The organism is Chryseobacterium vietnamense, assembly GCF_031454475.1.
In the GTDB taxonomy this organism is placed as follows: domain Bacteria; phylum Bacteroidota; class Bacteroidia; order Flavobacteriales; family Weeksellaceae; genus Chryseobacterium; species Chryseobacterium vietnamense.
Window position 1 is genome coordinate 666,851 of the sequence record NZ_JAVDQX010000003.1, and the last position, 15,051, is coordinate 681,901.

The window sequence follows — 15,051 nt, forward strand, 5'->3', positions numbered from 1 at the left end:
ACCTTTGCACCATTCGTTCATTCAAATATTGAAAATGTTATCAAGAAAGGTTGAGGGATTAGACCCTATGAAACCTTAGCAACCCTTTGTGCAAGCAAAGAAGGTGCTACGTTCTACCAAAGTATTTTGGACAGATAACTTACTGAAGTTCTTTTCAGCCATTTCCTGTGGCATTTTCAATTGTATTAAAATTTAATAGAATTGAAAACAGAACTAAACTATATTAATCTTACGTATCAAACCAATTCCGAGAAGGAATACCATATCCCGCTAAGCTATCAGCTTTTCGGGAAAGATCTGTTTACAGCCCCTATCATCTTGATCAACCATGCTCTTACCGGAAACTCAGAGGTATCTGGAGAAAAAGGCTGGTGGAAACAACTGGTAGGAGAAAATCAGATTGTGGATACCAATCAGTATACAGTTCTGTGTTTTAATATACCCGGAAACGGATATGACGATTTTTTAATTGAAGACTATGAAGACTTTACTCCCTCAGATATCGCTTCGATATTTTTGAAAGGGCTTGAAGCTTTACACATCAAAAAGATATATGCCATTATTGGAGGCTCTCTGGGAGGAGGGATTGCCTGGGAAATGCTTGCCAAGCAGCCGAAACTCGCAGAAATATTTATTCCTATAGCCTGTGATTACAGGACACACGACTGGCTTCATGCGCAGTGTCTGGTTCAGAAATTTTTATTGGATGATAAAGAGGAACCATTACAAAAAGCGAGAATTCACGCTATGCTGTGTTACAGAACGCCACAGTCACTCAATGACAGATTTCAAAACCAATATAATCAGGACAAACAACGCTTGGAATCAGAAGACTGGTTGGTTTATCATGGTAATGCGCTAAACGAAAGGTTTAGTTTAAAAGCGTACAAACTGATGAACCATCTGCTGATGAATATAAACGTTGCCGAAGAAGCACTGGAGAACATACAGGCACGAATGCACATGATCTCCGTAGATACAGACTTATTCTTCCCGGCTTCTGAAATCCGAATGTGTTTTGAAGACTTAAGAGAGAAAAATAAGAATGTTTCTTATCACGAGATCCAATCTATGCACGGGCATGATGCCTTCCTAATGGAATATCAACAATTAAATAATATCATTAAAAACATTTTATAGAAGTAATGAAAAATGCTAACGAAATAAAATTTTTGAAGAACAGATCAATCGTCAAATTTGAAGGAGAAGATTTCCTGGGAGAAATCGGGATTGACGGACGAATTTTTAAAGCGCTTACTTTGGCGCGTATCAGTGTAGGGGTAATTTCTCAGCAGGCCATAGAAAACGGAATTTCTATTCTGGTTCATGAAAATGATGCAGAGAAAGCAGTTGCCTGTCTTATTGATGAATTTGAAGAAGAAAGAAAATCAGGAAAAGTTTCCCAGATCTATAGTATCAATAATGTTTCTGTCATTGGTTTTGTAGCAGAAGATTTTAATAAAGTCTTTGCTGAGCTGGCAAGAAACAATGTTTTCCCATTGCTTTTGAATCAGGTAGCAGGAGAAAACAGAGTGAATATCGTAGTAACATCTTCACAGGATGAAAAAACAAGAAACATCATAGAATCTGAAATTTTCAAAAAGCCAAAGACCGTTCATCTGGCAATTATTGGTCACGGAAACGTAGGAAAAACATTGATAGAGCAGGTGCTGGAATCTGCTGAAGAAATTAAAAAACGTAAAAAAATAGACCTTAAAGTAGTTGCGGTAGCCAATTCAAAGAAAATTGCCTTCAACAAAAAAGGGTTTGATGCCAATTGGGGGGATGAGGTTTTAACAGCAGAACATCCATCAAATGTTGAAGAACTGATCAATTTCTCCAATGAAAATCAACTGGAAAACCTGATCGTTGTGGATAACACGGCAAGCAAGGACTTTGTGAAGAACTATCATGCCCTGGCAGAAAACGGATTTGATCTGGTTTCATCCAACAAAATTTTCAATACCCTTCCGATAGAAGAATACAGAAAACTAAGATATACGTTGAATAAAAATAACAGACGTTATCTATATGAAACGAATGTAGGTGCTGGATTACCGTTAATTGACACTATCAAATTATTACACCTTTCTGGAGAAAATATTACAAGAATCAAAGGCGTATTCTCCGGGACATTAAGTTATGTGTTCAACAATTTTTCTTTGAGAGATGATAAATTTTCAACCATCATCAACGAAGCTCTGGAAAAAGGATACACAGAACCGGATCCGAGAGAAGACTTATCAGGAAATGACGTTGCTAGAAAACTATTAATCCTGGCAAGAGAATTAGACCTGATCAATGAATTCGGAGATATCAATATTCAAAATCTGGTTCCGGAAAGCTTACTGGAGGTTTCAAAATCAGAATTCCTTTCAAGATTGGAAGAGCTGGACGAAGAATATCAGAAAATAAAGGAAAACCAGGAACCAGGACATGTATTGAGATATGTTGGAGACCTACATGGTGATTTACAGAAAGATAAAGGGGAGCTGGATGTTAAATTGATTTCCGTTCCTGCAACCTCCGCATTAGGACAGCTGAAAGGTTCAGATTCAATCTTTGAAATCTACACAGAAAGCTATGGTGAAAATCCAATTGTGATTATGGGGGCCGGAGCCGGAGCTAAGGTGACAGCAAGAGGAGTATTCGGAGATATTTTAAGAGTAAGTGAAACGAAATAATATTTAATGTAACAATCTACCAGTTTAACAGTGTAACAATTACTGCAATTGTCATTCTGAGCATAGCGAAGAATCCAATAGTTACCCTGCTGAATTGACAAATTAAAACTATATGGAAAATTTTGAAACATCAGCAATAAGAACTCAAACGGAAAGATCTCAGTTTGACGAGCATTCTACACCGCTATATCTTACCTCCAGTTTTATATTTCAGGATGCAGAAGATATGAGAGCAAGCTTTGCAGAAGAAAAGCCTAAAAATTTATACAGCCGTTTCTCTAATCCAAACGTAACAGAATTTACAGATAAGATCGTTAAAATGGAAGGTGCAGAAGCTGGATATGCCTTTGCAACAGGAATGGCAGCCATCTATTCTACATTTGCCACATTATTGAATGCCGGAGATCATATCGTAAGCTGCCAGTCAGTATTCGGTTCTACCCATACGTTGTTTACCAAATATTTCCCGAAATGGAATATTGAAACCTCTTACTTCAAAGCAGAAGATGCAGAGAATGTAGAGCAATATATTAAACCCAATACAAAGATCTTATATCTTGAAACACCTACCAATCCGGCAATTGAAATCCTGGATCTTGAATTCTTCGGGCAGATTGCCAAAAAACATAACCTTATCTTTATTGTAGATAACTGTTTTGCAACACCTTATCTTCAGCAGCCTATCAAATATGGTGCAGATATTGTTGTACACTCAGCAACGAAACTGATTGACGGACAGGGAAGAGTTTTAGGAGGAATAGCCGTAGGAAAAGAAGATCTGATCAGAGAAATTTATCTTTTCGCAAGAAATACAGGACCTGCATTGTCTCCTTTTAATGCCTGGGTATTATCAAAAAGTTTAGAAACATTGGCAATCCGTGTAGAAAAGCACTGTGAGAATGCATTGAAGGTAGCTGAGTTTTTAGAAAGCCATCCGAACGTAGAATTGGTAAAATACCCATTCCTGAAATCCCATCCTGGTTATGAGGTAGCCAAAAGGCAGATGAAACTTGGAGGAAATATTGTAGCGTTTGAAATAAAAGGCGGAATAGAAGGGGGAAGAAACTTCTTAGATAAGATACAAATGTGTTCACTGTCTGCTAATTTAGGTGATACAAGAACGATCGTTACGCACCCGGCATCCACAACACACTCCAAACTGTCGGACGAAGAAAGAAATGAAGTAGGAATTACAGCGGGATTAGTACGTTGCTCAGTAGGGCTGGAAAATGTAGAAGATATTATTGCAGATCTGAAGCAAGCCTTGGATTAATTCAAACATCTGCAGACTTACTAAAATAGATAAAATGAAAAATTCAGAACAATTATATAAAGCTTTATCCGAAAGAATTTTAATTCTTGACGGAGCGATGGGAACAATGCTTCAGAGATACAAATTCGAAGAAGAAGATTACCGCGGAGAGCGTTTCAAAGATTGGGAACATCCTGTAAAAGGAAATAATGACCTGCTTTCTCTGACACAGCCTCAGGCTATTGAAGAAGTTCACAAGAAGTACCTTGAAGCAGGAGCTGACATCATTGAAACCAATACGTTTTCAGGAACTACCATTGCAATGGCAGATTATCACATGGAAGATCTTGTATATGATCTGAATTATGAATCTGCAAAAATTGCCAGAAAAGCCTGCGATGAGTACACCGCAAAAAATCCTGATAAGCCGAGATTCGTAGCAGGATCTATCGGGCCAACGAACAGAACCGCGAGTTTAAGTCCGGATGTGAATGATCCCGGTTACAGAGCCATCACCTTTGAAGAATTGAGAGTAGCATATAAACAGCAATGTGAGGCATTGCTGGATGGAGGTTCAGATATCCTTCTTGTAGAAACCATCTTTGATACCTTGAACGCAAAAGCAGCTTTGTTTGCCATTGATGAATTACAGGATGAGAGAGGAATCAAAATTCCGATTATGGTTTCAGGAACCATTACCGATGCTTCAGGAAGAACATTGAGCGGCCAGACAGCGGAAGCTTTTCTGATTTCCGTTTCCCACCTGAATTTATTAAGTGTAGGTTTCAACTGTGCATTGGGAGCAGATCAGCTGACTCCTTATCTTGAAACACTGGCCCATAATTCAGAATTCTACGTTTCAGCGTATCCTAATGCCGGTTTACCAAATGCGTTCGGAAAATATGATGAAACCCCCGAAGATATGGCGAGACAGATTAAAGAATATGTTGAGAAAGGACTGATCAATATTATCGGAGGATGTTGCGGAACCACACCAGAGCATATCAAAGCGATTGCAGATCTGGTGAAAGATTATCCACCTAGAAAATTGAAGGAATTTGTCTGATTTGATAGATTTTTTTAATTAAAATCAAGAATGAAGGCTGGATTATAAATGTTAACTTTAAGTAAACCACAAAGTTAAATATATGGAAAAGCCAATTTACTTAAAAGATTCGGAGGATGTCAGATTATTTAATGAGCTGAGGAAGAAAGTGAACCAAAGAGTAGAAGCCATTTCTGAGAACAGAGATATCTATATTCAGATCAAAGCGGTACTACTCCCATTGGTCTATGTTGGCTTATATGTTCTGGCTGTTTTGAATGCTGAAAAGCACTGGATCTATATTGTGAGTTTTGTTCTGATGGGAATTTCTTTGGTTTTAATTTATTTAAACTTAATCCACGAAGCAGCCCACAACAATATTTATAAGAGTAAAAGACTTAATGGGCTGGTTCTTCACATTTTTGATTTTATAGGTGCCAACTCTTATATCTGGAAAAAAAGACATATCGCAAGCCATCATGCCTATCCTAATGTAGATGGATGGGATACGGATATCGAACAAAGCGGATTACTTTTAATCGTACCTTGGATTAAAGCGAAAGGAGTACAGAAGTATCAGGACAAGTTTTTCTTTTTAGTATATCCTTTGTATTTGTTTAACTGGATGTTTATAAGAGACTTCAGAGATTTTTTTGATAAAGAAAGAGTGATTTTAAAAACCCAGGGAAAGATTCCCACTATTGAAAAAGTAAAAATGATCTGTTATAAACTGTTCTACTTCTTTTATCAGATTGTGGTTCCTGTGGTGTTCTTTAAAGTATCAATAGGATTGGCTTTAGGAGCGTGGTTTTTACAGGTGATATCAGCAAGTATTTTTGCCTTGTTTGTGTTATTGCCTTTGCATCCGCTCCCTGATAATGCCTTTCCAAAATTAAATAAAGAAAAAGGTCTTCCATTCAGCTGGCTTCGTCATCAGTTTGAAGTGACCAATGATTTAAAAGAAAATAACTGGCTGGTAAGAAATGTGTTGGGGAACTTCAATTTTCATGTTGCCCATCATCTTTTTCCTAATTACAGTTATATGTATTACAATGAAATTACAGAGGAGATTGAGGAATTTGCTAAAGAGCATGGGTTAGCATACAAGAGATTTCCACTGATTACAGCTTTAAGTAAGCATAGGGATTTATTGAAGCAGAATGCCAATAATGCCTACTATATTTTAGAAGAATAAAATGAAGTATTTAAGATTATCAGGCCTCGAGCCTCTTATCATAACGCCGGAAAGTAATTTCATCAACGTTGGTGAAAGAACTAATGTTGCCGGTTCCAAAAAGTTTTTAAGACTCATCAAAGAGGAGAAATTCTCTGAAGCATTAGATATTGCCCGCCATCAGGTAGAAGGAGGTGCCCAGATCCTGGACGTTAACTTTGATGATGGATTGATTGATGGAAAAGCATCGATGATCAAATTCCTGAACCTAATTGCTTCCGAACCGGATATCGCAAGAATCCCAATCATGGTAGACTCTTCCAAATGGGAAATCCTGGAAGCAGGTCTTCAGGTAGCTCAGGGAAAATGTGTAGTGAATTCTATCAGCTTAAAAGAAGGCGAGGAAGAATTTATCAAACATGCAAAAGCCATTAAAAGATATGGAGCAGCAGTCATTGTAATGGCATTTGATGAGGTAGGGCAGGCTGACAATTTTGACCGAAGAATTGAAATTTCAAAACGTTCCTATAATATCTTGGTCAACCAGCTTGGTTTTCCGGCAGAAGATATCATTTTCGACTTAAATATCTTTCCGGTGGCAACAGGAATGGATGAACACAGAAGAAATGCCATCGACTTTATTGAAGCTACACGCTGGGTAAGACAAAATCTTCCTTATGCATCCGTGAGTGGGGGAGTGAGCAATGTTTCCTTCTCTTTCCGCGGAAATGATACCGTACGGGAAGCCATGCACTCTGTATTCCTTTACCATGCCATTCAGGCAGGAATGAACATTGGTATTGTAAACCCGGCGATGCTGGAAGTGTATGATGAGATCAATAAAGAATTACTGGAGCTTGTAGAAGATGTAATTCTGGATAAACGGGAAGATGCTACAGAAAGACTTCTCGACTATTCAGAAAAGCACAAATCAGTAAAAAAAGAAAAAACTGAAGATCTGGAATGGCGAAACAATCCGTTACAGGATAGAATTACCCATGCCCTGGTAAAAGGAATTGACCGTTTTATTGAAGAAGATGTAGAAGAAGCAAGACAATCTGCAGAAAGACCACTTCATGTTATCGAAATTAATCTGATGACAGGAATGGGAGTCGTAGGCGATTTATTTGGAAGCGGAAAAATGTTCCTTCCTCAGGTAGTAAAGTCTGCAAGGGTGATGAAAAAAGCAGTAGCCTATTTACAGCCGTTTATTGAAGCTGAAAAAGACGGATCAAGACCTGCCAATGGAAAGATTTTAATGGCAACTGTGAAAGGGGATGTGCATGATATCGGTAAAAATATTGTGAGTGTTGTGCTGGGTTGTAACAACTATGAAATTGTCGACCTTGGAGTAATGGTTCCTGCTGAAAAGATTATCCAGACAGCCATTGCAGAAAAAGTAGACGTTATAGGATTAAGCGGACTGATTACACCAAGTTTGGATGAAATGGTGTACATCGCTTCAGAATTGGAAAGACAAAATTTAGATTTTCCTTTACTGATCGGTGGTGCTACAACTTCAAAGGCACATACTGCAGTGAAAATCGATTTGAAATATAAAAATGCAGTCGTTCACGTGAATGATGCTTCCAGAGCTGTAAACGTAGTAAGTTCATTGCTGGGTGACAGAAATAAAGAATATGTTTCGGATTTAAAGAATGACTACTCTGATTTCAGAGAAAAGTTCCTGAACAGACAAGTGGATAAAGACTATGTTTCCATAGAAGAAGCAAGAGAAAATAATTTTAAAATTGATTGGGAAAACGAAGAGATATTCACTCCGAATAGCGTGGGAATAAAAGTCATCGAGAATCAGGATCTGCGAGAACTTCTTCCTTTCATCGACTGGTCTCCGTTTTTCAGAAGCTGGGATCTTCACGGAAAATACCCGAATATTCTCGAAGATGAGGTAGTGGGCGCTCAGGCGAAAGAACTGTTCAAAGATGCTCAGGTGATTCTGAAAAGAATTCTGGATGAGAAGCTTTTAACCGCAAAAGCCATCTTTGGAATCTTTAAAGCCAATTCCAATGAATCGGATGATATCCTGATTTTTGATGAAAATAATAATGAACAGGCGAAGTTTTTAACCCTGAGACAGCAGGCTCAGAGATCAAAGGGGAAAGATTATCTCGCTCTAAGTGATTTTATCGCCCCTCAAAGTTCAGGAAAAACAGATTATGTAGGAGCGTTTTGTGTAACCACTGGATTTGGTACAGATGAACTGTCTGCGGAATATGAAAAAGCCAATGATGATTACAATTCCATCATGGTGAAAGCTTTGGCAGACCGTTTTGCAGAAGCCTATGCAGAATTTTTACATAAAAAAGTCAGAACAGAATACTGGGGCTATGCCAATCAGGAAAATTTAAGCAATGAAGAATTGATTGCCGAAAAATACAAAGGAATCCGTCCGGCTCCCGGATATCCGGCCTGCCCGGATCACCTGGAAAAGAAAACCATCTGGGATCTTTTAAAAGTGGAAGAAAATACCGGTGTTTTCCTTACAGAAAGCCTTGCGATGTTCCCAACAGCATCTGTTTCCGGGTATTATTTCGGAAGCCCGCATGCCAAATATTTCGGATTAGGAAAAATTACAGAAGACCAGCTTGAAGATTATGCAGCAAGAAGAGGTTGTAGCATCCAGGAAGCGAAAAAATGGTTGTCACCAAATTTAGCAGATTAACATTGACATGAAGATAACAGAACACATTAAAAATGCAAATGGAAAAACTTTATTCTCCTTAGAAGTTGTTCCGCCACAAAAGGGAATAGGTATTGAAGATCTTTATACCAACATAGATCCGTTGATGGAGTTCAAACCTCCTTTCATTGATGTTACTACTTCCCGAGAAGAATACATCTATCTGGACAAAGGGAATGGCCTTATGGAGCGTCGTATCACAAGAATGCGCCCTGGAACCTTAGGAATCTGTGCAGCTATTCAACATAAATATAATGTAGATACAGTTCCACATCTTCTTTGCGGTGGTTTTACAAAGGAAGAAACAGAATATCTGTTGGTAGACTGTATGTACCTCGGAATAGATAACGTAATGGCCTTAAGAGGAGATGCTATGAAAGGGCATCAGTATTTTGAGCCTACGCATGGAGGGCATGCCAGTGCAATGGATCTTGTCAACCAGATTAATGATCTTGGAAGAGGAAAATACCTTCATAACGAAGAGCAGGTGAGTGATGAATTGAATAAATTTTGCATCGGCGTAGCCGGATATCCGGAAAAACATATGGAAGCCCCTTCCATGAACTATGACCTGAAATGGTTGAAACAAAAAGTAGATGCCGGGGCAGATTATATCGTAACCCAGATGTTCTTTGACAATAAAAAGTATATTGAGTTCGTTCAGAAAGCAAGAGAAATGGGAATCACGGTTCCGATTATTCCGGGAATCAAACCTATTGCAACAAAGAAACATTTGAAAATCCTGCCACAGGTATTCAAAATAGACCTTCCCGAAGAACTCATCAATGAAGTGGAAAATGCAAAAAATAATGAAGCCGTAAAACAGATCGGAATAGAATGGTCCATTGCCCAATGCAAAGAATTGCTAGATTTTGGAGTTCCTGTTCTGCACTTTTACTCAATGGGGAAAAGTGATAATATTAAAAAAGTAGCCGGTGAGCTATTCTAATAAAAGTACCAAAATGAAGGAACCCTGCCGTAAAAAGCAGGGTTTTTATTTTTAAATCTGGTAAAGAGATGAAGAAGCCGTAGGCTATACATCCGCTTAGAAAGAATCAATGAAGTTGATTTCGGCTTAGCCTCCTCAAAAATAATACAGCGGCAGATAAAATCTTTGTGTCAAATATCCTAAAGCATCCATTAAAAACTTCCATCTTCCTTTAAAGAATCGGATGTCTCTCAAACTCCTTATTCCTGTCAAACAAATACCGGTATGTAGCCAGTTTTCGGGTAACAGTGGTATCAAGAACTTCGGCAATCTTGATCATCTTAGGGTTGAAATCACCAATCCACTGCAGCTCTGTAATCGTAAAATCCGTATGCTTTCTTAAATGCTGAGTTCCTTCCCAGATCATATATCCGTCAATGCCCTTCTTTTGCCATTCAGGGACAACACCGAAAACAAGCCCCACCATTTTTTCATTCTTTTTAAAACGCTTTAAAAACAAAAATTTTAGCTTTTCAAAAATTCCGAACTTTCCATTCAGATATTTAAACCACTGGTTGAGGTCAGGCATATTGATCCACATCGCAATAGGTTTATCATTTTCATATACAAACCATGAGATATGCTCATTAATGATAGGCTTCATTGTCTTGAACATCTTCAGAACCTTTGCTTCTTCCAAATGCTTTCCTTCGCCGTGTGAAGCCCATGCTTTATTATAAACTTCTGTAAAATCCTTTGCAAATTTTGGGAGATTATTCTTTTTGATAGGCTGTGCAGAAATGGCAGGATTTCTTCTGTTCTTTTCATGCGCAATGGTAAAGATCCTTGAAACTTCTGCAAAAATAGGTCTGGTAAAGCAAAGCTGCTCAAAATACACCTGGAATCCATAATTTTCAAAAAGATCTTTGTAATAAGGGAAGTTGTAATTCATTCCAAACAATGGCTCAATAAAACCTTCCGTTAAAAGTCCCCAGAATTTATCTCTTTCCCCAAAATTGATAGGCCCGTCCATAGCCTCTATATCCTTTCCCTGAAGCCAGTTTTTACAGTAATCAAAAATAAAATTAGCCGTTTCCTGATCATTAATACAGTCGAAAAAGCCAATTCCTCCTGTAGGCTGATTTTGCTCATAATATCCATTCACAAAAACAGCTACTTTACCAACGGTCTTGTTATGTTTTTTAAACAAAAATCGCTCACATTCTCCTTTTTTGAAGAATTTATTTTTTTCAGGATCAAAAATTTCCTCAATATGTTTATCTAAAGGGCGGATATAATTTTTGTCGTGTTGATAAAGGCGGGCCGGGAATTCCAGAAATTCCCTTTTATGGAGTTGGTTTTGTACTTGTTCGACAATAATCATATGTTTTTTTATCAGAAATGGCTATAAAAGATAATGTTTTTCATCTCATTTGAAATAGAGAAAAAGATATTATCCGTATTTTTGCTGCAAATTAAATAAAAATGGTTGATTTTACGGATAACGACGATGATATTTTCACTGGAAAAGAACATACGCCTATAAGGGAAGATGCTTTTGATAAATCGCCACAGGAAAAAATTGAAAAAATTACTGAGCTTTTTGGCGAGATCATGGAAACGCTGGGAATGGACATGACAGATGATTCTCTGAAGGACTCTCCAAGACGTGTAGCCAAAATGTATGTGAACGAAATTTTTGGAGGACTCCTTCCTGAAAACAAACCGGGAATCTCCACTTTCTCCAACAAATACAAATACCGCCAGATGTTGGTGGAAAAAGATATCACCGTATACTCTTTCTGCGAGCACCACTTTTTACCTATCATAGGAAGAGCACATGTTGCTTATATTTCCAATGGAGAAGTAATTGGCCTTTCAAAAATCAACAGAATTGTTGATTACTATGCGAAAAGACCACAGGTTCAGGAAAGACTTACCATGCAGATTGTAGATGCTTTGAAAGAAGCCTTGGGAACTAAAGATGTTGCGTGTATCATTGATGCAAAGCACCTTTGCGTTAACTGCAGAGGAATAAAAGATACCGCAAGTTCTACCATTACTGCAGAACTAAGTGGTATTTTCAGAACAAACCCTATAACAAGACAGGAATTCTTACATTATGTTGGAAGCCATGCAAAGCTTGATTAATAAATAATGAACTACCAGATTCTTAAAAATATTATTGATGCCGAGCTTCAGAGATTTCAAAATATCACTGAAGAAGAATGGTTATATAGAAGTTCTTCGGAAAAATGGTCCAAAAAAGAAATTATTGGCCATCTTTGTGACAGCGCTTTTACAAATATCCGTAGATTTGTTGTGACACAATATAAAGAAAACGAAAATATTGTATATGACCAGAATTTTTGGGTAAAAGCTCAGAACTATCAGAATGTTCCTACTTCAGATCTTATTGATTTGTGGAAGTCTTTGAACTATCAGATTGTTCATATTGTAGAAAATATCCCGGATGAAGCATTACAGAGAACCTGTGATACCACCAAAACAGAACCTCGGGTGTATACGTTGGAGTTTATTATCGAGGATTATGTAGATCATTTACAGCATCATTTAAAAGCGATTTAATTATGATAAAATTTAAAAAAGTTTCAGATAAGATTTTTATCACAACAATTATTTGTTGTGACAGATGTAATTTTTAACTCAATTTTGAATCTTTAAAATCATTAAATCTTTTAACTTAAAAATAAATGCAATTAAAAATATATAACTCGCTTACAGCAGAAAAAGAAATATTCAAACCTATCTTGGAAGGAAATATCGGAATGTATGTATGTGGACCTACCGTGTACAGCAATGTACATTTGGGAAATGTAAGAACTTTCCTTTCTTTCGATTTTATCTACCGTACCCTGACGCATTTGGGATACAAAGTAAGATACGTAAGAAATATTACTGATGCAGGTCACCTTACCGATGATGGAAATGTAGATAATGACAGATTCGTAAAACAGACCAGACTTGAAAAGCTGGAGCCTATGGAAATTGTCCAGAAATATACTGTAGATTTCCACAAAGTCCTGGATATGTTCAATCTGCTGCCACCCAACATCGAACCTACCGCTACAGGACATATTGTAGAACAGATAGAATTAACCCAAAAGCTGATTGAAAGAGGCTTTGCTTATGAAAGCAACGGTTCAGTATACTTTGATGTATTAGAATACAACAAACGAGGACTGAACTATGGTGAACTTTCAAAACGTAATATAGAAGAACTTTTCGCCAATACCAGAGACCTTGACGGACAGGGCGAAAAGAAAAACCCACAGGATTTTGCATTGTGGAAAAAAGCATCTCCAGCCCACATTATGAGATGGAATTCCCCTTGGGGAGAAGGTTTCCCGGGATGGCACCTGGAATGTACTGCAATGAGTACAAAATATCTGGGTGAAACATTTGACATCCATGGAGGAGGAATGGACCTTAAATTCCCTCACCACGAATGTGAAATTGCACAAGGAAAAGCTTGCAATGATGCCGCACCGGTAAATTACTGGATGCACGCCAATATGCTGACGATGAATTCTCAGCGTATGAGTAAATCTACAGGAAACTATATCCTTCCCATGCAGTTGGTTACAGGAGATAATGACTTCTTTGAAAAACCTTTCCATCCTTCAATTGTACGTTTCTGCTTCCTGCAGGCGCACTACAGAAGCGTTCTGGATATTTCAAACGATGCCATGATAGCCAGTGAAAAAGGATTCATCAGATTGATGGAAGCAGTGAAAGTATTGAATTCTATTACTCCTGATGATACAAAACAATCCGGTTTCAGCCTGAAAGAGTGGAAAGATAAAGCCTATGAAGCTTTAACAGATGATTTCAATTCACCAATTCTGATTGCCCACCTGTTTGAAGCAGTGAAATACATCTTTGCTCTGAACGATGGTAAAGAAACGATCTCAACAGAAGATCTTGAAGATTTGAAAACCACTCTCAATGCCTTTATCTTTGATGTTCTTGGACTACAGACCGTAGAAGAGAATAACAATGAAAAGCTTGATCAGACCCTAAAAGTTTTGATTGAATTGAGAAATCAGGCAAGAAAATCCAAAAACTTCGAGCTTTCAGACCAGATCAGAGACAAATTGCTTGCAGAAGGTATCGAATTAAAAGACGGAAGAGACGGAACATCATACGTTCTGAACTAGAAAATATAACTTCGTTTTATCCCCATTCCGTAGGAGTCCCTTATATACAGGATTCTTACGGAATGTTTTTTTATATCCTCCAGAAAATATATATCACTATTTTACACTCCGCATTTCTATTCTCTTCTCAATACCCTTACACTTTTTCACCTTCCAACCTCTTACATTCTCACTCTCGAGCTTCTTCACTTTCAAACCCTCCAACTCTCCAGCTCTCCAACTTTCTCAGGAGCTTTATCCTGCTATCCATTCATACTCCTCGCGCCAGCGCACTCCCACGCCCAGTCCCACCCACTCTCCAACCCATGCTGCGGGGTAACCATTACTATCAGGGCTAGGGCAGGAGCTATCAATTATCAATTATCAATTATAAATGATGAATGATGAATGATGAATGATGAATGATGAATGATGATTTTCGGGGTAGGAGTGTACAGTGGTTCGGGTTTTTGTGTTGCGGGTTTCGAGTTTCCATGTAGAAAGGAACATTGGTAGTGAATTTTTCCTATTGCTGATTTCTATGGAAGCTGGTTATTGAGTATAAATTCTCTATTCCCATTGTGTCATTGTACAGAAATCCAAACTTCTTTACAAAAGCTCTTAAAGGATGTAAGTTGGCAGGTTGCTATCTAAGACTTTTTTTAGCAGTTAGTATTAGCTGTGTCATGCTGAGCGGAGTCGAAGCATTTTATTAATTATGGGTATAGGATTTAAATCCTATTACTCTATATTATATATGATGTACTCTTTAACATTTCCCATCCTATATTATATATAATATAAATGCGGACATCTTATTTGTGCAGATCCAGGAGATCTGTAAATATTCAATAGGAACGGGCTTTAGCCCGTTTAGTAAAAAATAATTCCTTAGTTTGGCTTTAGCCAAAACTTATATATAGTGTATTAATTTAAAAAAAGCTCTACTATATAATATATATACCTTCTTTTGATCAATGGTCACCCTAAAAACCCCGCATCTCGAAACTCTCCCGAATGATCCATTTTCACCCTCTCCAACGCTCAAACTCTCCAACCCTCCCACACTCTCACCCGATCCCCAAACAAATGTTTAAAATTTTTCAC

Annotated in this window: 11 protein-coding genes and 1 riboswitch; of the genes, 10 read left to right on the forward strand and 1 reads right to left on the reverse strand. The window is 37.8% G+C overall.

Going from position 1 to position 15,051, the window contains the following annotated elements:
* Positions 1-34 precede the first annotated feature (34 nt).
* A riboswitch (SAM riboswitch) is annotated at positions 35-141 on the forward strand.
* A 60-nt stretch (positions 142-201) separates the two neighbouring features.
* From J2786_RS17100 to metF, 7 genes are all read left to right on the forward strand, one after another.
* The gene (locus J2786_RS17100; RefSeq protein WP_047427734.1) at positions 202-1,140 is read left to right on the forward strand and encodes an alpha/beta fold hydrolase; all 939 of its coding nucleotides are present in this window, start codon (positions 202-204) and stop codon (positions 1,138-1,140) included.
* Between the two features lie 5 nt (positions 1,141-1,145).
* Complete coding sequence (locus tag J2786_RS17105) at positions 1,146-2,684, forward strand: ACT domain-containing protein (RefSeq protein WP_047427737.1); 1,539 nt, start codon at positions 1,146-1,148, stop codon at positions 2,682-2,684.
* Between the two features lie 112 nt (positions 2,685-2,796).
* The gene (locus tag J2786_RS17110) at positions 2,797-3,957 is read left to right on the forward strand and encodes an O-succinylhomoserine sulfhydrylase (RefSeq protein ID WP_142018512.1); all 1,161 of its coding nucleotides are present in this window, start codon (positions 2,797-2,799) and stop codon (positions 3,955-3,957) included.
* A 34-nt stretch (positions 3,958-3,991) separates the two neighbouring features.
* A complete protein-coding gene (locus J2786_RS17115) occupies positions 3,992-5,002 on the forward strand; it encodes a homocysteine S-methyltransferase family protein (protein WP_047427739.1) in 1,011 nt (336 codons plus the stop codon).
* 82 nt (positions 5,003-5,084) lie between these two features.
* Complete coding sequence (locus tag J2786_RS17120; RefSeq protein WP_047427741.1) at positions 5,085-6,176, forward strand: fatty acid desaturase family protein; 1,092 nt, start codon at positions 5,085-5,087, stop codon at positions 6,174-6,176.
* 1 nt (position 6,177) lies between these two features.
* Positions 6,178-8,838: a methionine synthase gene (metH, locus tag J2786_RS17125; RefSeq protein ID WP_052186809.1), complete on the forward strand. Its 2,661-nt coding sequence runs from the start codon at positions 6,178-6,180 to the stop codon at positions 8,836-8,838.
* A gap of 7 nt (positions 8,839-8,845) precedes the next feature.
* On the forward strand, positions 8,846-9,805 hold the full coding sequence (gene metF, locus J2786_RS17130) for a methylenetetrahydrofolate reductase [NAD(P)H] (RefSeq protein WP_047427744.1): 960 nt from the start codon (positions 8,846-8,848) through the stop codon (positions 9,803-9,805).
* Positions 9,806-10,016: 211 nt separating this feature from the next.
* On the opposite strand, the gene J2786_RS17135 is transcribed toward metF, so the two are convergent.
* Positions 10,017-11,168 carry a hypothetical protein gene (locus J2786_RS17135; RefSeq protein ID WP_047427746.1) on the reverse strand — a complete coding sequence of 384 codons (1,152 nt, stop codon included), beginning with the start codon at positions 11,166-11,168 and terminating at the stop codon, positions 10,017-10,019.
* A gap of 101 nt (positions 11,169-11,269) precedes the next feature.
* Between J2786_RS17135 and folE the strand changes: the two genes are divergently transcribed.
* The 3 genes from folE (at position 11,270) to cysS (ending at position 13,965) form a co-directional block, all read left to right on the forward strand.
* Positions 11,270-11,935, forward strand: coding sequence for a GTP cyclohydrolase I FolE (folE, locus tag J2786_RS17140; protein ID WP_034694807.1), 666 nt, complete (start codon positions 11,270-11,272; stop codon positions 11,933-11,935).
* 6 nt (positions 11,936-11,941) lie between these two features.
* Positions 11,942-12,373 (forward strand): DinB family protein, encoded by a 432-nt coding sequence (locus J2786_RS17145; protein WP_047427750.1) that lies wholly within the window; start codon positions 11,942-11,944, stop codon positions 12,371-12,373.
* A 125-nt stretch (positions 12,374-12,498) separates the two neighbouring features.
* Positions 12,499-13,965, forward strand: a complete 1,467-nt coding sequence (gene cysS / locus J2786_RS17150; protein ID WP_047427753.1) for a cysteine--tRNA ligase — start codon at positions 12,499-12,501, stop codon at positions 13,963-13,965.
* The last annotated feature ends 1,086 nt before the right edge of the window (positions 13,966-15,051 follow it).